Consider the following 25,859-nt stretch of genomic DNA (forward strand, 5'->3'; position numbering starts at 1 on the left):
GAAGAGGCCCTTCCGGGCCTGGTGCCGCCATGCGCGAGCTGGCGGGACCAGGCCCCTTCTCGGCCCCGGTGCCGATCCTGTGGCTGCCGAACACAACGCCGCGCGCCATGACGCGGCGAGAAGAAGCGGAGGAGACGAGGATGGTGATGAGCGGGTTGCGCAGGCTCGGGCGGGCGGCAGCCCTCGGCGGGCTCTGCCTCGCCACTCTCGCGCGGGGCGCGGCGGCGGAGGATCCCTTCCCGTCCCGACCCGTGCAGATCGTGATGCCGCTGCCGCCGGGCTCCGGCACCGACCTCATGGCGCGCGTCTTCGCGACCGAGTTCGGCCAGATCCTCGGGCAGCGGGCGGTGGTGAACAACCGCACGGGGGCGTCGCTGACCATCGGCATGCAGGCGGTGGTGAACGCGGCAGCGGACGGCGCCACCATGGCCTTCTCCCCGGTCACGCCGGTGGTCATCCAGACGCACCGCGTGCGCAACCTGGGCTACGGCAAGGATTCCGTCATCCCGGTCTGTCAGACCTTCGACAACATCTTCCACGTCGCCGTGCCGCAGTCCTCGCCGTTCCGGGACCTGCGCTCGGTGATCGAGCACGCGCGCGCCCATCCCGGGCGGTTGCGCTACGGCCATACCGGTCCGGCCTCGGGCCCGCACCTGCTGGCGGCGCAGCTCTGGCGGAACGCCGGGGTGGAGGTGGTGGACATCCCCTATCGCGGCGAGGCCGACTTCGCGACCAACCTTGTCTCGGGCGCGCTGGACATGGGCATCGCCACCACCTTCCTGATCCAGACCCAGGGGCTGCGCTCCCTCGGCGCCGCCTCGGCGGAGCGCCTGCCCGCCATGCCGGAGGTGCCGACGCTGGCCGAGCTCGGCCTCGGCCCCGTCGCCTCCGTCACCTATGGCGGGCTGTTCCTGCGCGCCGGCACGCCCGAGCCCATCGTCGCCCGCGTGGAGGAGGCCTGCCGCGAGGTGGTCGCCAGCGCCACCTACCGCGAGGTGGCGGACAGGCAGGCGGTGCGCGCCACCTTTCTCAACCGCGCGGCCTTTGCGGCGCGGATGGAGGCCGACGACCGCGTGGTGGGCGAGTTGATCCGGAGCCTGGGCCTCGTGGAATAGGGCTGGGTGAACAGGCGCCCTCAGGCCGGCGCCGCCACCGCGCGGATCGGACCGCGCGTGGCCCAGTTGGCCGCGACGGCGCCCAGCCCCACCAGCACCATCACCGGCCAGAAGGCGGCATAGCTGCCCGTCGTCTCCACCAGCACCGCGGCCGCGCCCACGCCGAGGAAGCCGCCGATCTGGTGGCTGAAGAAGCACACGCCGTAGAGCGCGCCGAGATCGGCCACCCCGAAGCGCCGCGCGATGGCCGCCGCCGTCAGCGGCACCGAGCCCAGCCAGATGGAGCCCAGCACCGCGGCAAACAGCAGCGTGCCCCATTCCGTCACGGGCAGCACGGCGAACAGCGTGATCGCCACGCTGCGCACCAGGTACACGGCGCCCAGCGCCACCTCCGGCCGGATCACGCCGCCCAGCTTGCCGCAGAGCCAGGAGCCGGGGATGTTGAACAGCCCCACCAGCATCAGCGAGGTGGCGCCGAGCCATGCGGGCATGCCGCAGAGCGCGAGGTGCGCCGGCAGGTGCGTGGTCAGGAAGGCGAGCTGGAAGCCGCAGGCGAAGAAGCCCAGCGTCAGCAGCGCGAAGTCGCGCTCTCCCAGCGCGGCGCGGGCGAGGGCGGGCAGGTCCGAGAGCGGGCGGCGCGGCGCGAGCGGGCTGCGCGGCGACCATTCCATCACCCGCGCCGCCGGCAGGATCATCAGCGCCGCGATCGCCATGGCCCCGAGCGCGGCCGCGGCGCCGAACCAGCCGATGCCGAGCTGCGCATAGGGCACCAGCAGCGCCTGGCCGACCGAGCCTCCGGCAGCGGCGATGCCCAGCAGGCTCGCGCGGCGCTCCGGCGGCGCCGCGCGGCCGACGGCCGCGATGACGCTGCCCGTGCCCGCGCAGCCCACGCCGAGGCCCGTCATGATCCCGATGCCCAGCAGGGCCGTGACCGCCGAGGGATGAAGCGCGACGAGCCCGAGGCCCGCGGCATAGAGCAGCCCGCCCACCGCCGCCACGCGCCCCGCGCCGAAGCGGTCCCCCAGCGCGCCCGTCACGGGCTGGGCGATGCCCCATGTCAGGTTGTGCAGCGCGACGGAAAAGCCAAGCGTGACGGCGGAGATGCCCTCCTCGGTGCCCAGCGGCAGCAGGAACAGGCCGAAGGTCTGGCGGATGCCCATGGCCATGGAGGCGGTCACGGCGGCCGCGACCACCACGGCCCAGATGCCGGGATTTCCCGCGCCGGGTTTGCTCATGGGGGCTGCTTCCTCTTTCCTGCCGCGCCGGCCTGCCGCGCCGGTTTCCTTGCCTTTCCCTCTGCGCCCCTGCCGCGTGCGCCGCAAGGAAGGTGGTTGGAGCGCCGGCGCGGGCTTTGTAACATCGGCGACAGGAAGCGTCCGCCCCGTGCGGACGAGGCGAGGCGGAGGGCACCCGATGGGGCGTCTGTTCCCAATGCTGGCGATCGTGCTGGCGATGCTGGCGGCCCTGGTGCCGGCGGGGGCGCGGGGCGCGGCGCTTCCCCCGGCCGATGGATCGGCCTTCACCAAGGAATGGATGCGCCCGCAGGGACAGGCGGCACCGCCGGCCCGCCCACCCGCCGGAACGCAGGGGCCGCGGGCGCAGGCGCCCCGGATCCAGGAGCCGGGAGCCCAGAACCCGGACGCGCGGGCGCCGCGCGGCGAGGGGACGCCCGCCCCAGCCTCCTGCCCGCAGCCGCTGCGCAACGGCTGCGAAGCGCAGCAGGCCTCCTGCCGCCTGGCCTGCCCGCCGATGTGGAGCACCAATCCGGGCGCGCCCGCCTTCACGCCCACCGACCGCGCCGGATGCACGCAGCAGTGCTTCAGCCGCTATCTTTCCTGCCTGAACCTCTATGGCTGCCGCTGAGGACCCGGCCGCCTTGCCAGCCCCCCCGCGCTTCGATCTACTTCCGCGAAAGATGGGGAAACGGGTGCCATGAACGCATGGTCCAGGCGGGTGGTGCTGGGCGCCCTCGCCGGCGCGGCCACCTTCGAGGCGCGGGCGCAGGGTGCCGGCCCGGAAGCGGCCTGGCCTTCGGGGCCCATCCGCATCGTCGTGCCCTTCGCCCCCGGCGGCTCCACCGATGCGGTGGCGCGCCTGGCGGCGCCGGGGCTGCAACGCGCGCTTGGCGTCAGCATCGTGGTGGAGAACCGCGGCGGGGCGGCGGGCAGCCTGGGCACCGACGTGGTGGCCAAGGCCCGGCCGGACGGGCTGACCTGGCTGCTGACCTTTGACAGCCACGCGGTGCTGCCCGCCCTGGTCCCGCGCCTGCCCTTCGACCTCCGCCAGGACCTGGAGCCGGTGACGCTGATCGGCGGCGCGCCCTATGTCGCGGCCTGCCGGCCGGACAAGCCCTTCCGCGACCTCGCCGCCGTTGTTGCGGCGGCCAAGGCGAGGCCGGGCAGCGTGACCTTCGCCACCCCGGGGAACGGGACCATCGGGCACCTGGTGATGACGCTGCTCGGCAGCCGCGCGGGCGCGCCGTTCCAGCACCTGCCCTATCGCGGTGGCGGCCCGGCCGTGAACGACGCGGTGGCGGGGCATGTGGACATGGTGGTGGGCAGCGCGGCGCTGCTGGCGCCGCAGGTCGCGGGCGGCACGCTGCGGCCCCTCGTGCAGTTCGGCCCCCAGCGCCTGCCGGGCCTCGCGCAGGTTCCGACCGCCGAGGAATCCGGTTTTCCGGGATTGCAGGCCGAGGCGTGGTGGGGCGTCTTCGCCCCGGCGCGCGTGCCCGCGCCGGTTGTCGCCCGCTTCCACGAGGCGCTGGTGGGCGCCTTCCGGGACGAACGGGTGTCGCAGCAGATCACCGAGGGGCAGCAGGCCCGCCTGGTGCTGGCCGGGCCGCAGGAGCTCGGCCGCTTCGTGGACGGCCAGGTCGAGACCTGGGGCCGCGTGGTGCGCGAGAACGACATCAAGGCGGACTGAGGAACACCCCCATGACCACGCCCGGCTTCCCCCGCCTGCCCGCCCCTGTGCTGGCGGGCTTCGCCGCCCTGCCCACCTCCTCGGTTTCCGACGCGCTGGACCGGCTCGGCCTGCCCGGCGCGGTGGACGGGCTGCGGCCCATGCAGCCCGGCGCCCGGGTGGCCGGGCAGGCCATCACGCTGCGCTACCTTCCGGTGGGCACGGGCGGCGGCACGGTGGGCGACTTCCTGCACCTGGCCGGACCCGGCGACATCATCGCCATCGACAACCGCGGGCGCCTGGACTGCACGGTCTGGGGCAACATCCTGACCGAGGCGGCGAAGGCCCAGGGCCTGGCCGCCACGATCATCGACGGCGTGAACCGCGACGTCGGCGAGAGCCGCGCCTTCGGCTACCCCATCTGGTCGCGCGCCGCGCATGCCCGCACGGGCAAGGACCGCGTGGCGCTGGAGGCGACGATGGTGCCCATCGTGCTCGGCACCGTGCGCGTCGATCCCGGCGACCTGCTCTGCGCCGACGACAGTTGCGTGGTTTCCGTGCCGCTCGCGCGGGCGGAGGAGGTGCTGGCCGTCGCGCGCGGGATCGAGGAGAAGGAGGAGGCGATCCTGGCGGATATCCGCGCGGGCATCGACCTGGCCGAGGCGCGCCGCCGGCACGGCTATCACAATCTTCAGACACGGCAGGATTAGCGCCGATGCGCATCGCGGTTCTCGACGACTATGCGGGCGCCTTCCGCACGGCGCCCTCCTTCGCGCGGCTGGCCGGGCACGAGGTCACGGTGTTCGCCGACACGGTGAAGGACCCCGCCGCGCTGGCCGAGCGCCTGCGGAACTTCGACGCCCTGGTGCTGACCCAGCAGCGCAGCCCGCTTCCGGCCGCGGTGGTGGAGGCCCTGCCGGAACTGCGCTTCGTCAGCCAGACCGGGCGCAACACCGGCCACCTCGCCATCGAGGCCTGCACCAGCCGCGGCGTGCTGGTTTCCGCCGGCGGCGCGGGTGGGCCCGAGGCCACGGGGGAGCTTGCCTGGGCGCTGATCCTGGCCTCGCTGCGCCACATCCCCGAGGAAGAGCGGAGGCTGCGCGACGGCCAGTGGCAGGGCTCGGTCGGCACGGGGCTGAAGGGCAAGGTGCTGGGCATCTACGCCTACGGGCGGATCGGCGCCATGGTGGCGCGGGTGGGCGCGGCCTTCGGGATGCGGGTGGTGTGCTGGGGCCGCGAGGGCAGCACCGAACGCGCGCGCACGGCCGGATACGAGGTGGCCGGAAGCCGCGAGGCCTTCTTCGCCATGGCGGACGTGCTGAGCCTGCACATCGCGCTGAACGACGCCACGCGCGGCATCGTCGGGCCCGCCGACCTCGCGCTGATGAAGCCCTCCGCGCTGCTGGTGAACACCTCCCGCGCGCAGATCATCGCGCCCGGCGCGCTGCTCGATGCCCTGCAGCAGGGCCGGCCCGGCTTCGCCGCCGTGGACGTGTTCGAGGACGAGCCCGTGCTGGGCGCGGCGCACCCGCTGATCGGGTTGCCCAACGTGCTCTGCACGCCGCATCTCGGCTATGCCGAGCGTGGCGTCTACGACGCCCTGTACGACACGGCGGTGGATCAGCTTCTCGCCTTCGCCGCCGGCGCGCCGGTCAACCTCGTGAACCCCGGGGCGCGCGCCGCGCCGGCGGAGGGCGCGCCCGCGGCCGGGGACTGAGCGCGCCCCCTGCCCCGCCCTGCTGCGGAGCCGAGGCGCCGGCTCAGCCGAGATGCAGGCGGCCGGTCAGTTGCCGGAAGGCCTCGCGGTCGGAGGCGATGTTGCTGTCGAACTCGGCGGCATCGGCATAGCTGTAGCCGAGGTTCACGCGGGACAGCGCCTCCCTGAAGCCCGGCTCGGCCGCGGCCTTGCGGGCGATCTCGGCCAGGGCCTCCACCACCGGCGCGGGGGTGGCACGCGGCACGCCCAGGCCGCGCCAGGTGCCGATCGCCAAGTCCACGCCGCGCTCCTTCAGCGTGGGCACGGCCTCGAAGCCCGGCACGCGCTGGTCGGACATCACCACCAGGGCGCGCATCTTGCCGCCCTGGATATAGGCGTTCGCCTCCCCCGGGCTGGAGCACATGGCGTCCACATGGCCGCCCAGAAGCGCCGTCAGCCCCGGCGCCGCGCCGGGATAGGGCACATGGAGGAACCGGGCGCCGGCCTTCTCGGCCATGGCGGCGCCGGAAAGGTGCCAGATGGAGCCGACGCCGGAATCGCCCAGCGTCACCGCGCCCGGGCGGCGCTTCGCCTCGGCGATGAAGTCCTCGAAGCTCTGCCAGGGGGATTCGGCGCGGACCATGATCGCGGCCGGGTCGGCGTTCAGCCGCGCGATCATGCGGAAATCATCCGCCGAGAACTTGATCTGGTTCAGGAAGGGCAGGATCGCCAGCTCCACGAACACCACGCAGACCTTGTAGCCGTCGGGGCGCGCGTTCAGCACCTCGGCGAAGCCGATGGCGCCGCTGGCGCCGGGGCGGTTCACGGTGATGAAGGGCTGCGGCGAGTGGCGCTTGGCGGCCTCGGCGAAGGCACGCGCCAGCACGTCCGTGCCGCCTCCGGCCGAGGCCGGCACGATCAGCTCGATCGGGCGCGTGGGATAGTCGGCGCCGCGGGCGCGGGGCGCGAGCCCCAGCGTGGCCGCGCCCGCGGCGAGCGCGATGAACTCGGACCGGCGCATGGGCGGGCGGATGGATGTCATGGCGCGCTTCTCCTCTGCCTTGGGCTTGCCCTGGGCTGGTGGCCGGGGAATCGCCGTGGCGCTTGTTGTTGCGGCGGCACCGGGCGGCGCCGGTTCACGCGGGCAACGAGCATTCCCGATGGCACGCCCCGCCGCAAGCCGCCGCCTGGCGCGGTTCGGGACGCACAACACTTTCGGAGGCGTGCTGCGGCTTGCAACTTCCGGGCGCTTGTCTCCCAGGCGCAATCCGTCTTTCATCCGCTCCGATGCGGCCGGCTTGACCCTGGCGCCGCCGGGTGGACGGGATGCGAGGACGCGCGCTCTTGCGCGGCAGAGGTTGGGGAGCCGGTTCGATGGGCAATGGTTCGAGCTGGTCCCGGCCGGCATGGTTCAGCCTGCGCGCGATGCTGTCGAGCACGGCGCTGCTGGTTCCCCTGGCGGGCTGCGGGCTGAGCGTGGAGCGCACCGAGCGCGTTTCCTCGATGGAGCAGTCGCTCCAGGCTTCCCAGGCGCGCGGCAGCGTCCTGCAGCAGCGTGTCGGCGAACTCGAGTCCACCCTGGCGGCCGAGCGGCGGGCGGCGGGCGACCTCGCGGCCATCGAGCAGCGGCTGGCCCAGGCGCGCGCCGCCCTGGCCAACTCCCAGCGGGCGCGCGGCGCGGCGGACCAGCAGGCCCGCAACCTGCGCGAGCGCATCGCGGCCGAGGAACGCCGCATCGCCGGCCTTCAGGGCGAGGCGGGGCAGCTTCAGCAGACCACCGAGGAACGGCGCGGGACGATTTCCGAAACCGAGCGCAGCCTGGCCGGGCTGCAGGAGCAGGCGGCCGCCGCGGAGCGGCGCCTCGTCGGGCTGCGTGACCAGACGGCGGCGCAGGATGGCCGGCTCGCGGCGCTGGGGGAGCGCGCCGCCGCGGAGGAACGACGCCTGGCCGGCCTGCGCGAGGCCGTGGCGACCGAGGAGCGGCGCCTGGCCGACCAGCGCCAGCAGGGCGCGGCGGAGAACCAGCGCCTCGCCGCGCTCCGTGCCACCATCGAGCAGGCCGAGCGCTCGCTGGCCGAGCGGCAGCAGGCGGGGGCGGAGGCCGAGCGGCGCCTCGCGGGCCTGCGCAACGATGCCACGGCGGCCGAGCGCGACCTCGCCGCCCGCCGCGCCTCCCTGGCCGAAGCCGACACGCGGCTTGCCCGGACCAACCAGTCGGCGGAAGAGGCGGCCGGGCGGGTGCGCGGGCTGGAGACGCGCTCCACCGAGCTGACGGGTTCCACCGGCACGGCGGAGCGGCGGCTGGCCGAGCTGCGCACCACCCTGGCCAGCGTGGAGGGCACCCTGACCGAGCGCCAGAGCGCGGTGACCCAGGCCGAGGCGGAGCTGGCACGCCTGACCACGGCGCGCGAGGGCGCGGCAAGCGCGCTGCGCGGCCTGGAAGCCCGCAGCGCGGAGCTGCGCGGCTCCGTGGAGGCCGCCGAGCGGCGGCTGGCCGAGCTGCGGGACGGCACCTCGGCCGAGGAGCGCCGCCTGCAGGCCGCGCGTTCCCAGGCGCAGGCGGCGGAGGCGGAGCTGGCCACCCGGCGCACGGCGCTGAGCGAGGCGGAAGGGCGGCTGGCCAGCGCCAACCGTGCCACCGAGGAGGCCGGCGGCCGCACCCGCGGCCTGGAAACCCGGGCCCAGCAGATCGCCGCCGCCACGGAAACGGCGCAACAGGAGCAGGCGCGGCTGCGCGAGCAGGCGCAAAGCCTGCGCAACGAGGTGAGCGGGCTGGAGCAGCGCCGGCAGGAGCTGGGCGCGCAGGTGGCCTCGGCCCAGGCCCGGCTGGAGCAGCAGCGGCGCGAGCTTTCGGAACTCGGCGCCCAGCTGACCCGCGAGCGGCAATCCGGCCAGCAGCGGGTGCTGCCCACGGCCGGCAGCAGCGCGGACCAGCCCGCCCCCGCCACGCCCGAGGGCAGCTCCCGCAGCCCCTGAGGCGCCCCCGCCTCCGGGCGGCGGTCGCTTTCCGCCGCGGCCGGACGAAGCCCTGGCCCTTCCCCGCCGTTCCCGCGCGGGCCGGACCTGTTTCCGGGTGGGAGCGACGCATGCAGCCGATGAAACCGATGGAACCGATGAAGCCCATGGAACCCATGGCGGAAACCCCGCCCTGGTGGCCGGGTGACCTCGGCCAGCCGTCCTCCACGGGGGGCCAGGACGGGCTGCGCTACGCCTTCTTTCCCGATGCGAGGCGGCTGGCGATCGAGAAGGATGGAGCGGTGACGGTGTATGACAGCGGAGAGCACCGCATCACCGGCGTCGCCCAGGATGGCGGGGGCGAGGGGCCGGTGTTCCACGCTGGGGACCAGCCAGTTCGCCTGAGCGACCTGCGCCGGCTGGACTGAACTTTTCTCCCGGGCGGCGGGCTCAGTGCAGGCGCGGGAGGCCCGCGCTGCCCAGGCGCTCCGCCGCGTCGGAGCCCACCAGGATTTCGGCGAGGCGCAGCGCGTCCACCCTGGCCAGGGTGGAGTGCTGCCCTGCGGCGGCCATGACGGCCTCCGCGGCGGAGCGCAGCGCCGCGTCGTAGAGTTCGGCGCCGCCGAGGCGCCGGCCGCTTGCCTCGATCCGCCGCAGGGCGCGCGCCGCCTTCTCCGTTTCCTCCATCGCCGCCGCCTCCCCCGCCCTGGGGGAGGCAATCGGCTCGAGCAGCCGGGCGGAAAGCAGGCGGGAGAAGCTGGCGCGGCAGGAGGCGTCGGCGGCGCGGCGAAGAGCGAGCAACTTTTCCTGGCGCGGCGGGCTCCGCAGGAGGGGCGAGGATTCCAGGTCCTCCACCAGCGTGCAGGCGGCCTGGGCCGCGGCCAGCGTGGCCTGCTCGCCGGCATCGGCCGGGACCGGCGCCTCCGCCTGGATGACGGCGGCGGCCAGCGTGTCGTCCAGGGCGCGCTGGACGACCTGTATCACCGAATGGCCCGCGTCCGTCGCAAGCTCCAGAGCGGCGGCCGCCACCCCGGCTGGCCGCGCGGCGACGGCGAGCAGGAGCCGCAGCGCGACCTCGGCGGCGAGGGCGTCCTCGGCCACGGGGCCGGACAGGGCTTCGCGGGCCAGCGCGTGCGGCGGTCCCTCGGGGCCGGCCTGCAGGGCGAGCCAGAGGCCGGGGCCGTGGCGCCAGGCGGCGCCGCAGCGCGCCCGGATCGGCGCGTAATCCGCCCGGCACAGGCCGGTCTCGGGCCAGGACTGCGGCGGCGCCTCCGGCAGGCATCCCGCCGCCGCCGGCCAGAGCCGGCGCCCGAGCGCGAGGACGACGGCCGCGTCCTCCCGCCGGCGGCCCGCGCATTCGGCCTCGATCTCGGCGCCTGCCTCGCCCAGGGCGAGCCGGACCACCCGCGCCAGCACGGGGATCGCCTGGCGCGGAACGGCGACGTTGCCGGGCCTCCAGGCCTGGGCGGACACGATCAACCCGTCGAGCGGCGCGAAAAGAAGGCGCGCGAAGCGGAGGGGGCGTGGAAGCCCGCGGCCGCGCAGCCGCGTCCGCACGCGCTCCAGAACCTGGTCGGCCTCGGCCCGGTCCGGCAGGGCGTCGATCACCGACACCACGCGGGACAGCTGGTCCGGCGATGCCTCCGCCAGCGCGCCGCCGAGCAGGCGGAGGGCGGTCAGCCGCGTCGTGGTCACACGAAGTCCCTCACGATCATCTCGTTGCGGAGGATGAGGTCGATGGTGCGCCCGGTGCGCCATTCCTCCAGCCTGAAGACCGAGCGGCTGCGGCGCCGGTGGGCCTCGGCGAAGTATTCCTGCTCCGGCCCGCCGACCCATTTGTTCACCTCGAACGGCATGGAGGGCACCATGACCACCATCTCCTGGATGGCGGCGGCCAGGCCGATCCTCGGGGCGGAATCCCAGACACCCAGGATCATCGACCAGCCGTCCAGAAGCCAGGCCAGCTTGCCGAGTTCGGAGCGGACCGCGTCGGGGTCTTGCCGCCAGCGGACCACCAGGTTGGGGAGGTCCTCCGTGGAGGCCAGAAGGTCCTCCAGCAGCACGCGGCCGCAGCATAGGGTCGTGTGGGCGGAGCGCGCCACCAGGCTGGCCGAGGAGGCGAGCTGGGCATCGATGGCGGCATCCGCCCAAGCCGCGATCTCGGCCGAGACGGTATCGAGCCGGTCGAGCTGCTGCTGATAGCGGGCCTTGGTGGGGTTCCCGCGGAAGCCGAGGTCGAGATAGGCCTCGGCCAGGCCTTCCATGGCCTGGACCACCTCGTCGGGGGTCATCCCGAGGGCCTGGGAGGTGCGGCCCACCGCGCGCTGGCCGCGATGCTGCACATGGACGGGCGTGTCCCGCTCCGGCGGCAAGCTGCGCTCCGCCGGGCTTTCGGTCTGGGAGATCAGCTGGAGCAGCAGGGTGTAGTTGGTGAACAGCTTCCGGCCCGAGATCGCCTTCTCCGCAGCGGCCGCGGCCGCTGCCGCCGCCCGCCCGGCGAGCCCTTCCTGGGCGGCGGCGCGCGCGATCCTCAGGATGGCGTCGGGCGTGAGCACGGCCATGTCCTCCAGCACCTCGATGACGAGGCGGTCGTGCAGGGTGGGGACGCAGATGTCCCGCAGGCTCTTCAGGGGGAGGACGTAGAAGCCGCGGATGCCGGCCGGGCTGGGCACGGCCACCTCGAAGTCGTGCCGTCGTCCCGGGCGGACGCGGCTTCCGAGAAGCATGGGCGTGGTGAAGGGAACCGTGACGCCGCGCTCCAGGAAGGTGGCGGGCCGGGAGTCCTCCACGGCGGGCCGGGACGGCGGCACATCGATCTGCGCGGACATGCCCCGATTTTTGCGCGGCCGCGTTAAGGAGGCGTGAGCGGCGGGCGAAGCCGGCGCGCGGGCCGGAACCCCATGGCCCGCAACCGGCGCGGCGCGCTCAGCCCGGGTGCCGCGCCCGCTCCCAGGCATCGAGGCCACGCTTGAGCATCCAGAAGCCGAATCCGAGGCCGAAGGCGATCAGCGCGTAGCCGAAGAGCGCGAAGCCTGCATCGGCAGCGTGGGATGCCGCGATGACCCCGCAGAGGGCGAGCAGGCCGGACAGGATCATGAAAAGCGCATGGCCGGTCGAGAAGCCGGTGGTGGGCATCAGGTGTTCTCCCTGGAGTCGTCAAAGAGGATGCGGCTGGCCGCGCCCTCGGGGTCGTCGTACTGCCCGTTCCCCAGCGTCCAGCCGAAGAAGAGCAGCGCCAGCACGCCGAGCCCGAGGGCCAGCGGCACGAGAAGGGCAAGGGCGTTCATCGGGTGGCCTCCCGCCCCACGCGGAGCGCGTTCAGGATCACCGCGAGCGAGGACGAGGCCATCACCAGCGCGGCGATCAGCGGCGTCACGAGGCCGAGCACGGCCATGGGCACCGCGACGATGTTGTAGACCAGGCTGAAGGCGATGTTCTGCCGCGCCGCCCGCTGCGCGCGGCGCGCGGTGCGGAGGGCGGCGGGCAGGGCGGACAGCCCCTCGGCCCGCAGAACGAGGTCCGAGGCCGCCTGCGCCAGGTCGGTGCCGCCGGCAGGGGTGGCGGAGGCATGGGCGAGGGCGAGCGCCGCCGCGTCGTTGATGCCGTCCCCCAGCATGAGCGGACGGCGGCCTCCGGCGCGAAGCTGCTCGATGCGCGCGGCCTTGTCGGCGGGGGTGGCGGCGGCCCGCCAGCGCTCGATGCCCAGCGCCCGCGCCGCACGCCCGACGGCGGAGGGGGCGTCGCCCGAGAGAAGCTCCACCTCCATCCCCATTGCGCGCAGCGCGGCCACGGCCTCGGCCGCGTCGGGGCGCAGCGGGTCGTCGAAGCGGAAGGCGACCGGCTCGGCGCCGGGGGAGGCACGGTACCAGAGGACGGGACCATCCTCCGCCATGCCGTCGGCGCCGCAGAAGCTGGCGCTGCCCAGGCGTTGCTCGCCGCAAAGAAGGCCGGCGCCGGGGATCTCCTCCACGCCCGCGGCCGCGTGCACCGGCACGGGGCAGGCGGCGACGAGGGCGCGGGACAGCGGGTGCCGGCTGCTCGCGGCCAGGGCGGCGGCGGCTTCCAGCACGGCGGGGTCGCGCAGCGGTTCGGGCAGCAGGGCCGGGCGGCCGGTGGTCAGCGTGCCCGTCTTGTCCAGCACGGCCACGTCGCAGGCGGCCAGCCGTTCCAGCGCGGTGGGCGAACCCGTCAGCACGCCGCGGCGGAACAACGCGCCCACGGCCACCACCTGCACGGCGGGCACCGCGATGGCGAGGCCGCAGGGACAGGTCACGATCAGCGCGGCCACGGCCGGCACCAGCGCCGCCTGCCAGGACACGCCCACCCCGAGCCACCAGCCCAGGAAGGTGGCGGCGGCCACCACGTGCACCACCGGCACGTAGAGCCGCGCCGCGCGGTCGGCGATGGAGACGAAGCGGCCCCGCGCCTGCTCGGCGCGCTCCAGCAGCCGCGCGACGGCGGCGAGCGAGCCCTCGGCCGCGGCGGCGGTCACGCGCTGCACCAGCGCGTCGCCGAGGTTCACCGCGCCGGCGGGAAGGGCCGCGCCGGTTGCGAAGGAGCGGGGCAGGCTTTCGCCGGTGGTGGCGGCGGTGTCGAGCAGGGCCTCGCCCCCTTCCAGCACGCCGTCGAGCGAGAGGCGCTCGCCGGGCGCGACCAGCAGGCGGTCGCCCGGGCAAACGGTTTCGGCGCCGACGCGGTGGGCGGTGCCGTCGATCTCCAGCCGCGTCACCTCCGCGGATTGCAGCGCCAGCAGCTCGGCGCAGGCCTGCCGGGCGCGGCGGCGGGCGGCACGGTCCAGCACGCGGCCGGCCAGCAGCAGGGCCAGCAGGGCGGTGGCGCCGTCGAACCAGGTGTAGGGGCCGTTGCGCAGCGCCTCGGACAGGCTCATCGCGGTGGTGGCGAGCACGCCGAGCGAGACGGCCATGTCCATGTTCACGCGCCCGGCGCGGAGGGCGGCCAGGGCGGAGCGGTAGAAGGGCATGCCGGCCACCAGCACCACCGGCAGCGCGATCAGCGCCGCCAGCCAGTGCATCAGGGCGCGCGTGGCCTCCCCCATGTCGCTGCCCACCCAGACGGCGACGGACAGCATCATCACGTTGGACGCGCCGAAGGCGGCGATGCCGAGCGCGCGCAGCAGCGCCTTGCCTTCCGCGTCCTCGGTGGCGCGGAGGCAGGCGGCGGACCAGGGCGCGACGTGGAAGCCGAGGCGGGCCACGAGGCCGGCCAGGCTTTCCGCGCGGTTTGCGGGGCCGCGCCAGGTGATCGTCAGGCGGCGCGTGGACAGGCTGGCGCGGGCACGGAGCACGTCCGGGTCGGCGGCGAGCGCCTGCTCCACCAGCCAGACGCAGGCGCCGCAGGTCAGGCCCGCCACCATCAGGTCCAGGCTGTGCTCCGTGCCGCTGCGGGCGGGCACGGCGCGCGCGGCGAAATCCACCGGCGGCAGGGCGGCCGGGCGGATTCCGCCCGCGGCGGCCTCGCGCCGGCGGTAGAAGGCATCCAGGCCCAGGCCGGCGATCAGGGCGGCGGCGCCCTCGCAGCCCGCGCAGCAGAAGCGCCCCGCGCCGGGCGCGACCGGCGCGCCGCAATGCGCGCAGGCGGCGGCGCTGAGGCCTGGCTCGGCGGCGTCGAGGCGGGCCGGAAGGGCGCTCACGGGATCACGAACCTTTCGCGCAACTCGAGACGGTCGGCGCCGCGGGTGACAGACAGCACGGCTTCCCAGGCGCCGGGGGCGGGAACCTCCGCCGGGGCGCGCCATGCGCCGGGGGCGAAGGGCTGGAAGGCGAGCGAAACGGCGGTGCGGTCCAGCGGGCGCTGGAGCGTGCCGGTGACGGTGGCATCCGCGGGCAGCGGGGTGCCATCGGGCAGGCGGACCGAGAGGCGCACCGCGCCGTCCGCCCGCGTCACGCCGGCCTGCCAGCCCAGCGCCTTCTGCCGGGCGGCCTCGGCCAGCACCGCGGAGTAACCCAGGCCGCGGTCGTAGGAGCCGGCGGTGGTGGTGCCGGTGAAGGTGCCCACCGCCGCGGTGATCAGCACGGCGTTGACGGCGATCACCACGCCAAAGCCCGCGACGAAGACCCAGGGGATCCAGCGTCCGCGCGGGGCGGGGTTGCTCGCCATGCCGGTGATGCCTGGAGCGATCATGTGCGGGGCCTCAGGAAGATGGTGCCGACCGCGGCGCGCTCGGCCTCGCCGTCGGGCGCGACGAGGCGGATGCGCACGGGGGTGCTCTCCTCCTCCGGCCGGCCCTCGGGGGCGGTGGTGACGAAAAGGCGGAACTCGGCCACGCCGTCGGCACGGGTTTCCACGAGCGGGCGGCCGTTGGCGTCGGCGTCGCGCCGGTCCAGCACCTGCCAGGCGGCGCCGGGCGGCAGGCCCTCCACCGAGACGGCCAGCCGGTCCGTGGCGTGGCGGCGGTCGGAGACCTTCAGCGTGTAGCTGTTGCGGATGCTGCCGTCGGCGAGGCGGACGAAGAGCGGGGAGCGGTCGCGCAGCGCCTCGATCGCGACATCCGTGCGGCCGACGAAGGCCCAGAGCATCACCGCGCCGATCGTCGTCATGGCGGCGGCGTAGAACCAGGTGCGCGGGCGCAGCAGGCGCGCAGGGCGGCGGGCGGCCATGCCGGGGGCGCAGCGCGCGGGGCCGGGCGGGATGGCGCAGGTCGCGGTGCCGGCGGCGGCGAGGTTGCCCACCGTCTCGAAGGCGATCAGCGCGGTGGGGCGGCCGAGCTTGGCCATGATGTTGTCGCAGGCGTCGATGCAGAGGCCGCAGTTGATGCAGGCGAGCTGCAAGCCGTCGCGGATGTCCACGCCCGTGGGGCAGACGTTCACGCAGGCGCGGCAGTCGATGCAGTCGCCGGCCGAGGTGTCGCGGGCCTTGCCGCGCGGCTCGCCGCGCCAGGCGCGGTAGGACACGGCCAGGCTGTCGTCGTCCAGCATGGCGGACTGGAAGCGGGGCCAGGGGCACATGTAGGTGCAGACCTGTTCCCGCGCCCATCCAGCCAGCAGGTAGGTGGACAGGGTGAACAGCCCGATGAAGCCGAGGATGGTGGGCGAGACGTCGAAGGAGAGCAGGTCCATCACCAGCGTCGGCGCATCGGTGAAGTACATCACCCAGGCGCCACCCGTGGCGGCCGCGATGGCCACCCAGGCCGCGTGCTTGCCGATCTTGATGCCCCAGTCGGCGGCGCCCCAGCGCGGCTTCTGGTCGCGACGCATGCGGGCGTTGCGGTCGCCCTCGATCCAGCGCTCCACCAGCATGTAGAGGTCGGTCCAGACGGTCTGCGGGCAGGTGAAGCCGCACCAGACACGGCCGAACAGCGAGGTGGCCGCGAAGATGCCGAGCGCGCCGAGCAGCAGCAGGCCCGTGAGGTAGTAGACCTCCTGCGGCCAGACCTCGATCCAGAAGAAGAAGAGGCGGCCCTTGTCCATGTCCACCAGAACGGCCTGGTGCGGCTGGTCCGGGCCACGGTCCCAGCGGATCCAGGGCACCAGGTAGTAGAGCCCGAGGCACAGGGCCAGGACGGCCCACTTCGCGCGGCGCACCGTTCCCGTGACCGCCTGCGGGTAGACCCGCACGCGGTCGGCATAGAGGGGCTGGTTGCGGTCGTCGGGCGCGAAGGCCTCGGGCTTCTGGACCTTGGTCACGGCACCGAGGGCTCCGTTCCGCCCAGGCTGTGGACGTAGACGGTCAGCATGCGGATCGTGGCGGGATCCAGGCGGCGCTCCCAGGCGGGCATGGCGCCGGCGCGGCCGAAGGAGACCGTGCGCAGGATCGTCGTCTTGTCGCCGCCATAGAGCCAGACCTGGTCGTCCAGCCTGGGCGCGCCCATCTCGCGGTTCCCTTCCCCGCGCTCGCCATGGCAGCTCACGCAGTTCTCGGCGAAGACCGCGGCGCCGCGCGTGGCGGCGGCCTTGTCGGTCGCGCGGTTGGTGAGGGCGAGCACGTGCTCGGACACGTCGTTCGCCTGGGCGGTGGTCAGCTGCCCGTCCGCCACGAAGCGCGGCATCATGGAGGTGCGGGTCGCGTCGTCATCCGGGGCGCGGATGCCGTGGCGGATGGTCTGCTCCACCTGGGCGAGCTGGCCGCCCCAGAGCCACTCGTCGTCGGCCAGGTTGGGGAAGCCCTGCGCCCCCTGCCCGCCCGCGCCGTGGCAGCGGGCGCAGGCATTGGCGAAGGCGATGCGCCCGCCGGCGATGGCGTAGCCGCGCAGGTCCGGGTCGGCCAGGATCTGCTCGGGCTCCGTCGCGCGCAGGCGGGCCAGCATCGGCTCGGCGGCCGTGGCCTGGGCGGCGCGGTCCGCATCGGCCTCGCCGCGCACGGTGTAGCCCAGCAGGCCCGTGGCGCCGGTGATCGGCAGCGCGGGATAGAGCACCACCCAGAGCGCCGAAAAGGCGATGCAGGCGTAGAATGTGTAGAGCCACCAGCGCGGGAGCGGCGTGTTCAGCTCGCGGATGCCGTCCCACTCGTGGCCGGTGGTGGCGGTGCCCGTGTGCTCGTCCCGGTGGGGGGCGCCGTGAAGTGTGTCGTGCATCGTGTCAGGCATGGCGCCGCGCTCCTACTCGGCCTCGCGCAGCGGGATCAGCCGCGCGCGCTCGAACGTCTCCCGCCGGGCCGGGCGCAGGGCCCAGACGACGATCCCGGTGAAGAGCAGGAAGAACCAGACGATCCAGGTGGTCAGCAGAAGGCTGTGGATCTGCTCGATGGTCATGACCGGTCCCTCCTCACTGCTGCCGCAGCCGGTCGGGCGTCACCTCGGAGAAGTCCACGAGGGTGCCGAGCATCTGCAGGTAGGCCACGAGCGCGTCCATCTCCGTGATGGCCTTCGCGTTGCCGTCCGGGTCCATCTGGCGGGCGCGGCCGTAGCGGGCGGCGAAGGCGCTGCCGTCCTCGGCCGGGCGGGCCTGGGCCTCGAGGTCGGCGCGGGCATTGGCCACCATGGCGTCGGTGTAGGGCACGCCGGCCGCGCGGAGCGTCGCCACGCGCTGGCCGATGTCGCCGTAGTTCAGCGGGCGGTCCAGGAAGCCGTAGGTCGGCATGATGCTTTCCGGCACGACGTGGCGGGGGTTGCGCAGGTGCAGCACGTGCCAGTCGTCCGAGTAGCGGCCGCCGACGCGGGCGAGGTCGGGCCCGGTGCGCTTGCTGCCCCACTGGAACGGGTGGTCGAACATGCTCTCGGCCGCGAGCGAGTAGTGTCCGTAGCGCTCCCGCTCGTCGCGGAAGGGGCGGACCATCTGGCTGTGGCAGGTGTAGCAGCCCTCGCGCACGTAGATGTCGCGCCCTGCCTGCTCCAGCGGCGTGTAGGGGCGGATGCCGCCCACGCGCTCGATGGTGCTCTCCACGGTGAAGAGCGGGATGACCTGCACGAGGCCGCCGATGGAGATGGTGATCAGCGTCAGCACGCCGAGCAGGACCAGGTTCCGCTCGATGTGGCCGTGGTTGAACTTGATGCCGAACATGAGTGGGTGTGTTCCCTCAGGCCGCGGCGGGCAGGGCGTCGACGGTGCGGTCGGCCTTGGCCTCCGCCACCGGCATGCGCACCGAGCGCCACAGGTTGTAGGCCATGAGCAGGGCGCCGGTGAGGTAGAGGACGCCGCCCAGGGCACGGATGACGTAGTAGGGATGGAGCGCCGCGACGGTCTCGACGAAGGCGTATTGCAGGAAGCCCAGGTGGTCGTAGGCGCGCCACATCAGGCCCTGCATGATGCCCGAGACCCACATCGAGGTGATGTAGAGAAGGATGCCGAGCGTCGCGATCCAGAAGTGCCAGCTCGCCAGCCGCGGGGACCAGAGCTGGGTGCGGCCCCAGAGGCGCGGCACCAGCCAGTAGAGCACGCCGAAGGTGATGAAGCCGTTCCAGCCCAGCGCGCCGGAATGCACGTGGCCGATGGTCCAGTCCGTGTAGTGCGACAGGGAGTTCACGGCGCGGATGCTCATCACCGGCCCCTCGAAGGTGGCGATGCCGTAGAAGCCGAGGGAGGCGACGGAGAAGCGCAGGCCGGGGTCGGTGCGCAGCTTGTCCCAGGCGCCCGAGAGGGTCATCAGCCCGTTGATCATGCCGCCCCAGGAGGGCATCCACAGCATGATGCTGAACACCATGCCCAGCGTCTGCGCCCAGTCGGGCAGCGCGGTGTGGTGCAGGTGGTGCGGGCCGGCCCAGATGTAGAGAAAGGTCAGCGCCCAGAAGTGCACGATGGACAGGCGGTAGGAATAGACGGGACGGTCGGCCTGCTTGGGGATGAAGTAGTACATCATGCCCAGGAAGCCGGCGGTCAGGAAGAAACCGACGGCGTTGTGGCCGTACCACCACTGGATCATCGCGTCCTGCACGCCCGCGGCCGCGCCATAGGACTTGGCGCCGAAGAGGCTGACGGGGATGGAGATGTTGTTGCCGAGGTGCAGCACCGCGACGGTGATGATGAAGGCCAGGAAGAACCAGTTGGCGACGTAGATGTGCGGCTCCTCGCGCCGCAGCAGCGTGCCGCCGAACACCACGAGGTAGGAGACCCAGAGCACCGTCAGCCAGAGGTCGGCGTACCACTCGGGCTCGGCGTATTCCTTGCCCTGGGTGATTCCCAGCAGGTAGCCGACGGCGGCGATGACGATGAAGAACTGGTAGCCCCAGAAGAGGAACCAGGCCGTCTCCTCGCCGCCAAAGAGCCGCGCGCGGCAGGTGCGCTGCACGACGTAGAGGCTGGTGAGGAACAGCGCGTTGCCGCCGAAGGCGAAGATCACGGCCGAGGTGTGCAGCGGACGCACGCGTCCGAAGCTCGTGAACTCCAGCCCGAAGTTCAGGGCGGGATAGGCGAGCTGGGCCGCGATCAACACGCCCACCGCGAAGCCCGCGATGCCCCAGAAAATGGTGGCGATGGCGAAGGCGCGCAGCGGCGCCTCCACGTAGTCCGGCTGCGGGCGGGGCCGGGCAGCGATGCCGGCGAACGGCAGGGTTTGAGTGGACAGACCCTCTGGCATGGGGGGCTCCTTGTGATGGAGCGGGTCGTCTCACGCTCCGGCTCGCGGAACCTTGATCCAGATCAACCGGCCATCAGCGCCCGGGCCGCGAGGACGGCCAGGACACAGCCGTTGGCCACAAGGGCCAGGGCGGAGACGAGGCGCATGGCCGGGCCGAAGCGGCGGCCGAAGAAGCGGCCGAGCAGGGCGACCCCCACCAGGGCCGGGATCGTCCCCAGCACGAAGGCGAGCATGGCCATGGCGCCGGCCAGGGCGCTGCCCGCCGCCATGGCCGCCGCCAGCGCGCCGTAGAGCAGGCCACAGGGAATGGCCGACAGCATCAGCCCCAGGCCGAAGCTGCGCCGCGCCCCTGCCGGCGCGCCGAGAAGCCGCCCGATGGCGGCCATGCCCGGCAAGGGCGCGTGCGGCAGGGAAAGGCGCAGCCCGGCCGGCACCGGCAGGCGGGCGGCCGCCTGGCCCAGCATCACCAGCGCGGCCAGGGCCAAGGGGATCGCCAGCAACCCGCGCGAGGCGACGGCCGAGAGCAGCCCCGCGGCGCCGCCCGCCACGGCGCCGAGGCCGGAGTAACCGAGCGCCCGGCCCGCGTGATAGGGCAGCAGCGCCGCGCCTCCGAGCCGCGCCAGGCGCCCGGCGCCGGGATCTCCCGCGACCTGGGCGATGACGAAGGGTCCGCACATGCCCGCGCAATGGGTGACGCTGCCGGCCAGCCCGGCCAGCAGCATGGCGCCCATCAGCGCCGCCATGTCCCGGGGTGCGAGGGCGGTCAGTCCGTGCAGGCAGTCGGCGAGCATTGCCGCGTCTCGCACGGGCGCGGAGGCCCCGGCCTTGATCCAGCGCAAGGCCGGTGGTGTGGCCGGGCGGCCCCGGTGGCGGCGAAATGCGGAATGATGATCGGCTCGTCTTGAAACCTCACGGTTTCGTGAGTATCACGCGGGTGCCGCAGGGACCGCCGGATTCTTTCTCGCCGGAACTGGCCACGGCGCCTCCATAAGGATCAACGATCGTGCCTGGCCCCAGCCCTTTTCGGCTGCTTACCCTTCATTATGCCTGCTTCCAGCTTTCGGTCGCGCTCGCGGGCGGCTTCGTGGGCGCCTACCTGATGAAGCTGGGCTTCAGCCTGCCCGTGGCGCTGCTGGCCTATGCCGCGCTGCTCACGGCCCGCTTCGGGCTGCGCCTGTTCTCGCTGGGCGTGGTGCGCCGCCTGGGCTACCGGCGCGCGATGATGGCGGGCGCCGCGCTCTGCGCCCTGCAGTTCCTGCCGCTGATCCGGGCGGACGAGCCGCTCTGGCTGGCCGGCTGGCTGCTGCTCGTCTCGGTGGCGGAGTCTCTCTACTGGCCGCTCTATCACTCGGCGGCGGCGGTGATCGGCGGCGGTGCCTCGCGCGGGCGGGAGCTGGGCCTCCGCACGGCCATCGGTTCCCTCATCGGGATCGTGGGGCCGGTGGCGGGCGGGCTGCTGCTGGAGCACCTGGGCGCCGCGGTGGATTTCGGCATCGCCGGCTGCCTCGTCCTGCTGTCGATGCTGCCGCTGCTGCGGATCGGCGCCATCCCGGCGGGGCCCGTGCCGGGGATCCGGGACTCGCTGCGCGGCATCGACCGCACGGGCATCGCCGCCTTCGCCGCCGATGGCTGGATATCCTCCAGCCTGTCGCTGGCCTGGCCGATGGTGCTCTTCACCGCGCTGGGCTCGCATTTCGAGGCCTTCGGCCTGGCCAACGCGGCGGCCGGGCTGGTGGGCGCGGTGGCCGGGATCACCTGCGGCCGCGCGATCGACCGGGGCCAGCGGGAACGCTACCTGCTGCTGGTCTGCGCGGCGCTGGTGCTGGGCTTCGCGCTGCGCGCCTGCGCGAGCTGGTCGCCGGCGGCGGCGGCGCTGGCCCATGCCAGCGGGGCCGCGGTCGCGGGCCTTTACGTGCCCTTGCTGATGAGCGTGATCTACGACCGCGCCAAGGGGTCCGGCGCCGCCTACCGCTTTCACTTCGCGGCCGAGGCCGGGTGGGACGCGGGCGCCGCCATCGGCTGCGTGGCGGCGGGGCTGGTGGCATGGGCCAGCGCCGTTCCCTCCCTCGCGGTGCTGCCGGGCGTGCTGGGCGTGATTGTCTTTCACCGCTGCGCGCGCGGCCAGTCCTCCGCGGCGGCCCCCACGCTCGGCGTGCCGGCCTGATGGAGCGGGGGCGCCGCCCCCATCCCACCGTCGCCGGGCGAAGCACGGGCCCATCCTCGGCGGCCTGGAAGGGCGCTGGGGAGAGGACACCTGCCATTGCAGCGTCGCGGCCCCATCGCCCCGGGGTTCCGCCGCCCGCGCGCCATGCGTGAGGGTCCGCGCCATCAGGCGGAGGAACAGCCGGGCCGAGGCGCCGGCGATGCGGGATCCGGCCGCCGGGAGGAGATGCCGGTGGTGGACGGCGGCATGCTCGGGGTGCCCAGGGCGTGCATGGGGAAGAAGGCGCCGTAGTGATCTGGCCCCAGCCGCCCGGAACACTGGCGCCCGCTTTCCTTCCCAATCCAGTGGTGGAAGCCTGTGCTGCGTCATGCCCGGCGCCCGCCTGTTGAAGACCGTCGCGATGAAATGGATGGGGCCGAGCAGGGAGCTGGCGCCCCACCGGTGGGGCGTAGCCATGGAATGCAGGCCCCGCGGCCGGGTGGTCATGGGCGCCATGCGGCACCTCCGGGCCGGAAGCGCCCCTGGTTCGGATCGCGACGAAATTCCGCCTCACGCGGGGAAAGTCGAGGCGCGCACGGGTCAGGAAGCGCCATGTCGAGCCCGGGGGTGGGGACGGGGCGCGTGCCAACCTACTTACAGGGGGCACGGGCCAAGCGTTCCATCTCGTGAAATCGTGAACCAAATAACCGCATCGGCTAACGCTCTTTAGCGTCGAACCCGCGCTGCTGCGTGAAGACAAAGCAGCAGCAACGAAGGCGCCCCATGCTTCAACAGCCAAGCCCATGCCCCTCACGCCGCGTGACGATCCCCGACTGCCCGCGCCTTACCGGCCGTGAGTGCTTGCCCCGATGACGCTGCCGGAAATCTGGGGCGGCATCGAATGCACCGTCCTGCGCGTGGGCGATGACTGGCGGGACCAGCTTCGCGAAACCGGCCACCACCACCGCGAGACCGACCTCGACCTGGTCGCCTCCCTGGGCGTCCGCCGCCTGCGCTACCCCGTGCTGTGGGAGCGCGTGGCGCCCCGGGACCTTTCCGAATGCGATTGGTCCTGGTCGGATGCGCGGCTGGCCCGTTTGCAGGAGCTGGGCATCGCGCCCATCGTCGGCCTCGTTCATCACGGGTCCGGCCCAGCCTATACCAGCCTTCTCGACCTGGCCTTCCCGGAAAAGCTGGCGGCCTATGCGGCCCTCGCCGCTGCGCGCTACCCCTGGGTGCTGGACTGGACGCCGGTGAACGAGCCGCTGACCACGGCGCGCTTCGCGGCGCTCTATGCCCATTGGCACCCGCACGGGAACGATGAGCGCAGCTTCCTGACGGCCCTGATGAACGAGTGCCGGGGCACGGCGCTGGCCATGCGGGCGATCCGCCGGGTCCAGCCCGGGGCGCGGCTGGTGCAGACCGAGGACCTGGGCAAGGTCTTCGCCACGCCTCCGCTTCAGGCTCAGGCGGATTACGAGAACACCCGCCGCTGGCTCAGCCTGGACCTGCTTTGCGGCCGGGTGGACCGCGGCCATCCCTGGCATCCGAACTTGCTGGCCGCCGGGATACCCGTGGAGCAGCTGGACGAGCTGGTGGCGGAGCCCTGCATCCCGGACATGCTGGGCATCAATCACTACGTCACCAGCGACCGCTTCCTCGACCACAGGGTGGAGCTCTACAGCCCCGACGTGATCGGCGGAAACGGCGCGATGACGTATGCGGACGTGGAGGCGGTGCGCGTGCCCATGCCGGGGGAGATGCTCGGCTTCGAGCCACGCCTGCGCGAGGCCTGGGAGCAATACCGCCTGCCGATCGCCGTGACCGAGGCCCATCTCGGCTGCGCCGACCCCGAGGAAAGCGTGCGCTGGCTTCTGGGCGTCTGGAACGCCGCGGTTCGTCTGCGTGAGGAGGGCGCCGACATCCTGGCGGTGACGCCCTGGTCGCTGTTCGGCGCGGTGGACTGGTGCTCCCTGCTCCGGCGGAGGGAGGGCGCCTATGAGCCCGGGGTCTTCGATGCCCGCTTCAACCCGCCTCGTCCCACGCCCCTGGCCGGGGTCGTGCGGGCGCTGGCGACCCAGGGCCGCTTCGGGGGGCCCGCGGCCCGCCAGCCCGGCTGGTGGCAGCGCCCCGACCGCTTCCTGGTGGAGCCGGAAAGCTGGAACGAGGCGGCCTGAACCCGGCTGGCCGGTGCCGGCAAGGCCTGGCATGGCCTTGCCCCGGGAGGGAGAGGAACTCTTCCTCTCCCGGGGCTTCTCGCCATCGCCTTCCGCTCCAGGCTGGCATTGCTCGGCGGGCGGTGCATCCGCGCGTCACGGAACCGAGGCGGCGGCAGGGCGGGGAACCGGCTCCCGATCGCAGCGCCGGTGAAGCCGGATGCAGGCCCGGCCGCCTCCGGTCCCCAGGCGCGAGGGGCCCGGAGAGGGCGGTGCCCTGGCCGGAACCCCAAGGCCGGGAGATCCGGAGGATGCGGCATCAATCCGCCGGCACCGGCACCTCGGCGGGGGCCGTGCCGCCGCCGGCGGGCCGGGTTTCCGGCATGCCCAGGAGAAAGCCCAGCCCCCCCAGGGCGGCGATGCCGGAAAGCGTCAGGAAGGCTGCCTGATAGCCGGCGTTCACCACCACGAAGCCGGTGATGATGCCGCTGGTGATGCCGCCGATGGCATGGACCGTGCCCACTGCTCCCTGCGCCGCGTTGAAATGCCCGCTGCCCCGCGTGAGGTCGGCCACGATGACGGGAAAGAGGGCGCCGATCAGCCCCGCGCCCACCCCGTCCAGGAGCTGGACGCCGATCAGCCAGGTGGGATGGTCGGACAGGGTATAAAGCGAGCCGCGCAGCGCCAGGGCCACGAAGGCGGCGAGGAACAGGGGCTTGCGCCCCCAGCTATCCGCCCGCGCCCCGGCCAGGGCCGCGGCCGGCACCATGACGGTCTGGGCCGCGACGGCGCAGGCGGCGGTGAACATGATCCCCTGCCCGGGGTGGCCCAGCGCCAGCTTCTGGGCCACCAGCGCGAGCATGGGTCCGTTTGCCATGTGGAACAGCGCCCCGGTCGCGGCGAACACCATCAGCGGCCGGCTGGCCAGCAGGGTACCCCAGGGGGAGGGCCGCTCGCCATGGCCGCGCCCGTCCGGCAGGAGGCCGCGGGCCAACCTGTGGTCGATGGAGCCCGCCGGGACGCGGGCAACCGCAACCAGGCTGCCCGCCGCGGTCAGCACCATCATCACGAACACCATGGCCGTGCCGAAGAAGGGCGCGGTGAACAGGATGACGAGGTTGATGACCCCGTTCCCCAGGTGGAACAGCGCCTCGTTCCGTCCGGCACGGTGGGCGAAGCGCGCGGGACCGACGATACCGAGTGACATGGCCGCAAGCGTCGGGCCCATCGTGGTCCCGGCCAACGCCCCGATGATGCCGGCGGCCGCCACCGCCCAGAAGTGCGGGGCCAGCGGGATCACGAGCGAGGTGGCGGTGACCACCATCACGGCCCCACCCAGGAGGGCCCGCTTGGCCCGGATCGCATCCACCAGGATGCCCAGCGGCGTCTGCGAGACAAGCCCGACCATTCCACCGAAGGACAGGGCAAGGCCGATGCTGGCCTCGTCCCAGGCGTGCTCCGTGAGCAGATAGACGGCGAGGTAGGCGCCCAGCCCATAGCGAACATCGGAAAGGGCGAAGCTCAGCAGGTCGAGCGCCCGCTCCGCGCGGGGGTTCGGCAGAGTTGTGGAGGCCACTGACGCGGCACCACCGGCAGGACGGCCCCGAAGCTGTCCGGACATGCTTCCCCCAATTCACGCACCCTCTTTGCCGCTTCTCGGCGGCAGGCCGGCTGGCGGCAATAACCGACGTTAGGAAAGAGCGCCGCCGGGCACCCGGGTTTGTCGGCCGTCTTTACAGCACAAGGACGCAACGAAGCGCCACTCGCGGAAGACCATGCAATTATTGAGAAAAAAACCCTGGCACGCGAGTTGCCATAAGGAGTTCGAAGGGGTGCCGCCAAGGCATCTGGCTTACCGAACCGACCGAGGACCAAATTGATGCGCAAGTTACTTCTGGCGACGGCGGCCGTTCTGGCGCTGGGTG

The 25,859-nt window shown here is 73.4% G+C and carries 24 protein-coding genes; 9 read left to right on the forward strand and 15 right to left on the reverse strand.

From position 1 onward, the window contains the following. Positions 1-29: 29 nt before the first annotated feature. Positions 30-1,115, forward strand: a complete 1,086-nt coding sequence (locus ACFFIC_RS26575) for a Bug family tripartite tricarboxylate transporter substrate binding protein (RefSeq protein ID WP_377056121.1) — start codon at positions 30-32, stop codon at positions 1,113-1,115. A 20-nt stretch (positions 1,116-1,135) separates the two neighbouring features. On the opposite strand, the gene ACFFIC_RS26580 is transcribed toward ACFFIC_RS26575, so the two are convergent. Continuing rightward, complete coding sequence (locus ACFFIC_RS26580) at positions 1,136-2,350, reverse strand: MFS transporter (RefSeq protein ID WP_377056123.1); 1,215 nt, start codon at positions 2,348-2,350, stop codon at positions 1,136-1,138. Between the two features lie 178 nt (positions 2,351-2,528). On the opposite strand from ACFFIC_RS26580, the gene ACFFIC_RS26585 reads away from it, so the two are divergent. The 4 genes from ACFFIC_RS26585 to ACFFIC_RS26600 all read left to right on the forward strand — a co-directional run bounded on the left by ACFFIC_RS26585 (position 2,529) and on the right by ACFFIC_RS26600 (position 5,733). After that, entirely contained in the window at positions 2,529-2,978 is a 450-nt protein-coding gene (locus ACFFIC_RS26585; protein ID WP_377056125.1) for a hypothetical protein, read from the forward strand. A 69-nt stretch (positions 2,979-3,047) separates the two neighbouring features. Continuing rightward, positions 3,048-4,037 (forward strand): Bug family tripartite tricarboxylate transporter substrate binding protein, encoded by a 990-nt coding sequence (locus ACFFIC_RS26590; protein ID WP_377056127.1) that lies wholly within the window; start codon positions 3,048-3,050, stop codon positions 4,035-4,037. Positions 4,038-4,048: 11 nt separating this feature from the next. Further along, complete coding sequence (locus ACFFIC_RS26595) at positions 4,049-4,726, forward strand: RraA family protein (protein ID WP_377056129.1); 678 nt, start codon at positions 4,049-4,051, stop codon at positions 4,724-4,726. A 5-nt stretch (positions 4,727-4,731) separates the two neighbouring features. Then, positions 4,732-5,733: a D-2-hydroxyacid dehydrogenase family protein gene (locus ACFFIC_RS26600; RefSeq protein WP_377056131.1), complete on the forward strand. Its 1,002-nt coding sequence runs from the start codon at positions 4,732-4,734 to the stop codon at positions 5,731-5,733. Between the two features lie 43 nt (positions 5,734-5,776). On the opposite strand, the gene ACFFIC_RS26605 is transcribed toward ACFFIC_RS26600, so the two are convergent. Further along, positions 5,777-6,754 (reverse strand): tripartite tricarboxylate transporter substrate binding protein, encoded by a 978-nt coding sequence (locus ACFFIC_RS26605; RefSeq protein ID WP_377056133.1) that lies wholly within the window; start codon positions 6,752-6,754, stop codon positions 5,777-5,779. A gap of 332 nt (positions 6,755-7,086) precedes the next feature. On the opposite strand from ACFFIC_RS26605, the gene ACFFIC_RS26610 reads away from it, so the two are divergent. Both ACFFIC_RS26610 and ACFFIC_RS26615 read left to right on the forward strand, forming a co-directional pair. Beyond that, positions 7,087-8,688 carry a coiled-coil domain-containing protein gene (locus ACFFIC_RS26610; protein ID WP_377056135.1) on the forward strand — a complete coding sequence of 534 codons (1,602 nt, stop codon included), beginning with the start codon at positions 7,087-7,089 and terminating at the stop codon, positions 8,686-8,688. Positions 8,689-8,798: 110 nt separating this feature from the next. Beyond that, on the forward strand, positions 8,799-9,095 hold the full coding sequence (locus ACFFIC_RS26615) for a hypothetical protein (protein WP_377056137.1): 297 nt from the start codon (positions 8,799-8,801) through the stop codon (positions 9,093-9,095). 22 nt (positions 9,096-9,117) lie between these two features. Here the strand turns inward: ACFFIC_RS26615 and ACFFIC_RS26620 are convergent, their stop codons facing one another. The 12 genes from ACFFIC_RS26620 to ACFFIC_RS26675 all read right to left on the reverse strand — a co-directional run bounded on the left by ACFFIC_RS26620 (position 9,118) and on the right by ACFFIC_RS26675 (position 20,426). After that, entirely contained in the window at positions 9,118-10,362 is a 1,245-nt protein-coding gene (locus tag ACFFIC_RS26620) for a hypothetical protein (protein ID WP_377056139.1), read from the reverse strand. Beyond that, positions 10,359-11,495, reverse strand: coding sequence for a hypothetical protein (locus ACFFIC_RS26625; RefSeq protein WP_377056141.1), 1,137 nt, complete (start codon positions 11,493-11,495; stop codon positions 10,359-10,361). The genes ACFFIC_RS26620 and ACFFIC_RS26625 overlap by 4 nt, the downstream gene beginning before the upstream one ends. 97 nt (positions 11,496-11,592) lie before the next feature. Then, positions 11,593-11,802, reverse strand: a complete 210-nt coding sequence (locus ACFFIC_RS26630; protein WP_377056143.1) for a hypothetical protein — start codon at positions 11,800-11,802, stop codon at positions 11,593-11,595. Beyond that, entirely contained in the window at positions 11,802-11,954 is a 153-nt protein-coding gene (ccoS, locus tag ACFFIC_RS26635) for a cbb3-type cytochrome oxidase assembly protein CcoS (RefSeq protein WP_377056145.1), read from the reverse strand. The genes ACFFIC_RS26630 and ccoS overlap by 1 nt, the downstream gene beginning before the upstream one ends. Continuing rightward, positions 11,951-14,317: a heavy metal translocating P-type ATPase gene (locus tag ACFFIC_RS26640; protein ID WP_377056147.1), complete on the reverse strand. Its 2,367-nt coding sequence runs from the start codon at positions 14,315-14,317 to the stop codon at positions 11,951-11,953. The genes ccoS and ACFFIC_RS26640 overlap by 4 nt, the downstream gene beginning before the upstream one ends. Then, positions 14,314-14,808, reverse strand: coding sequence for a FixH family protein (locus ACFFIC_RS26645; RefSeq protein ID WP_377056149.1), 495 nt, complete (start codon positions 14,806-14,808; stop codon positions 14,314-14,316). The genes ACFFIC_RS26640 and ACFFIC_RS26645 overlap by 4 nt, the downstream gene beginning before the upstream one ends. Then, positions 14,805-16,310 (reverse strand): cytochrome c oxidase accessory protein CcoG, encoded by a 1,506-nt coding sequence (ccoG, locus tag ACFFIC_RS26650; RefSeq protein WP_377056151.1) that lies wholly within the window; start codon positions 16,308-16,310, stop codon positions 14,805-14,807. The genes ACFFIC_RS26645 and ccoG overlap by 4 nt, the downstream gene beginning before the upstream one ends. Beyond that, positions 16,307-17,209, reverse strand: coding sequence for a cytochrome-c oxidase, cbb3-type subunit III (gene ccoP, locus ACFFIC_RS26655; protein WP_377056153.1), 903 nt, complete (start codon positions 17,207-17,209; stop codon positions 16,307-16,309). The genes ccoG and ccoP overlap by 4 nt, the downstream gene beginning before the upstream one ends. A gap of 12 nt (positions 17,210-17,221) precedes the next feature. Further along, positions 17,222-17,374 (reverse strand): cbb3-type cytochrome oxidase subunit 3, encoded by a 153-nt coding sequence (locus ACFFIC_RS26660; RefSeq protein WP_377056155.1) that lies wholly within the window; start codon positions 17,372-17,374, stop codon positions 17,222-17,224. Between the two features lie 13 nt (positions 17,375-17,387). Then, positions 17,388-18,122, reverse strand: coding sequence for a cytochrome-c oxidase, cbb3-type subunit II (ccoO, locus tag ACFFIC_RS26665; RefSeq protein ID WP_377056157.1), 735 nt, complete (start codon positions 18,120-18,122; stop codon positions 17,388-17,390). Between the two features lie 16 nt (positions 18,123-18,138). Then, positions 18,139-19,635 (reverse strand): cytochrome-c oxidase, cbb3-type subunit I, encoded by a 1,497-nt coding sequence (ccoN, locus tag ACFFIC_RS26670; protein ID WP_377056159.1) that lies wholly within the window; start codon positions 19,633-19,635, stop codon positions 18,139-18,141. 62 nt (positions 19,636-19,697) lie between these two features. After that, positions 19,698-20,426, reverse strand: a complete 729-nt coding sequence (locus tag ACFFIC_RS26675; RefSeq protein WP_377056161.1) for an urease accessory protein UreH domain-containing protein — start codon at positions 20,424-20,426, stop codon at positions 19,698-19,700. 212 nt (positions 20,427-20,638) lie between these two features. On the opposite strand from ACFFIC_RS26675, the gene ACFFIC_RS26680 reads away from it, so the two are divergent. After that, complete coding sequence (locus ACFFIC_RS26680) at positions 20,639-21,799, forward strand: MFS transporter (protein WP_377056163.1); 1,161 nt, start codon at positions 20,639-20,641, stop codon at positions 21,797-21,799. Positions 21,800-22,647: 848 nt separating this feature from the next. Further along, entirely contained in the window at positions 22,648-23,955 is a 1,308-nt protein-coding gene (locus tag ACFFIC_RS26685) for a family 1 glycosylhydrolase (protein WP_377056165.1), read from the forward strand. 298 nt (positions 23,956-24,253) lie between these two features. On the opposite strand, the gene ACFFIC_RS26690 is transcribed toward ACFFIC_RS26685, so the two are convergent. Further along, positions 24,254-25,510 (reverse strand): MFS transporter, encoded by a 1,257-nt coding sequence (locus tag ACFFIC_RS26690; RefSeq protein WP_377056167.1) that lies wholly within the window; start codon positions 25,508-25,510, stop codon positions 24,254-24,256. Between the last annotated feature and the right edge of the window lie 349 nt (positions 25,511-25,859).

Origin of the sequence: Muricoccus vinaceus, from assembly GCF_042433125.1 — a bacterium.
Lineage (GTDB): Bacteria > Pseudomonadota > Alphaproteobacteria > Acetobacterales > Acetobacteraceae > Roseomonas > Roseomonas vinacea.

Excerpts from the sequence above, each read along its gene's own strand:
- ACFFIC_RS26610 (WP_377056135.1), top strand. The coding sequence starts at position 7,087 with ATGGGCAATGGTTCGAGCTGGTCCCGGCCGGCATGGTTCAGCCTGCGC.
- ACFFIC_RS26675 (WP_377056161.1), bottom strand. The coding sequence starts at position 20,426 with ATGCTCGCCGACTGCCTGCACGGACTGACCGCCCTCGCACCCCGGGAC.
- ACFFIC_RS26630 (WP_377056143.1), bottom strand. The coding sequence starts at position 11,802 with ATGCCCACCACCGGCTTCTCGACCGGCCATGCGCTTTTCATGATCCTG.
- ACFFIC_RS26625 (WP_377056141.1), bottom strand. The coding sequence starts at position 11,495 with ATGTCCGCGCAGATCGATGTGCCGCCGTCCCGGCCCGCCGTGGAGGAC.
- ccoP (WP_377056153.1), bottom strand. The coding sequence starts at position 17,209 with ATGCCTGACACGATGCACGACACACTTCACGGCGCCCCCCACCGGGAC.
- ACFFIC_RS26595 (WP_377056129.1), top strand. The coding sequence starts at position 4,049 with ATGACCACGCCCGGCTTCCCCCGCCTGCCCGCCCCTGTGCTGGCGGGC.
- ccoS (WP_377056145.1), bottom strand. The coding sequence starts at position 11,954 with ATGAACGCCCTTGCCCTTCTCGTGCCGCTGGCCCTCGGGCTCGGCGTG.
- ACFFIC_RS26585 (WP_377056125.1), top strand. The coding sequence starts at position 2,529 with ATGGGGCGTCTGTTCCCAATGCTGGCGATCGTGCTGGCGATGCTGGCG.
- ACFFIC_RS26590 (WP_377056127.1), top strand. The coding sequence starts at position 3,048 with ATGAACGCATGGTCCAGGCGGGTGGTGCTGGGCGCCCTCGCCGGCGCG.
- ACFFIC_RS26605 (WP_377056133.1), bottom strand. The coding sequence starts at position 6,754 with ATGACATCCATCCGCCCGCCCATGCGCCGGTCCGAGTTCATCGCGCTC.
- ACFFIC_RS26600 (WP_377056131.1), top strand. The coding sequence starts at position 4,732 with ATGCGCATCGCGGTTCTCGACGACTATGCGGGCGCCTTCCGCACGGCG.
- ccoO (WP_377056157.1), bottom strand. The coding sequence starts at position 18,122 with ATGTTCGGCATCAAGTTCAACCACGGCCACATCGAGCGGAACCTGGTC.
- ccoN (WP_377056159.1), bottom strand. The coding sequence starts at position 19,635 with ATGCCAGAGGGTCTGTCCACTCAAACCCTGCCGTTCGCCGGCATCGCT.
- ACFFIC_RS26660 (WP_377056155.1), bottom strand. The coding sequence starts at position 17,374 with ATGACCATCGAGCAGATCCACAGCCTTCTGCTGACCACCTGGATCGTC.
- ACFFIC_RS26580 (WP_377056123.1), bottom strand. The coding sequence starts at position 2,350 with ATGAGCAAACCCGGCGCGGGAAATCCCGGCATCTGGGCCGTGGTGGTC.
- ACFFIC_RS26575 (WP_377056121.1), top strand. The coding sequence starts at position 30 with ATGCGCGAGCTGGCGGGACCAGGCCCCTTCTCGGCCCCGGTGCCGATC.
- ACFFIC_RS26615 (WP_377056137.1), top strand. The coding sequence starts at position 8,799 with ATGCAGCCGATGAAACCGATGGAACCGATGAAGCCCATGGAACCCATG.
- ACFFIC_RS26645 (WP_377056149.1), bottom strand. The coding sequence starts at position 14,808 with ATGATCGCTCCAGGCATCACCGGCATGGCGAGCAACCCCGCCCCGCGC.
- ACFFIC_RS26685 (WP_377056165.1), top strand. The coding sequence starts at position 22,648 with ATGACGCTGCCGGAAATCTGGGGCGGCATCGAATGCACCGTCCTGCGC.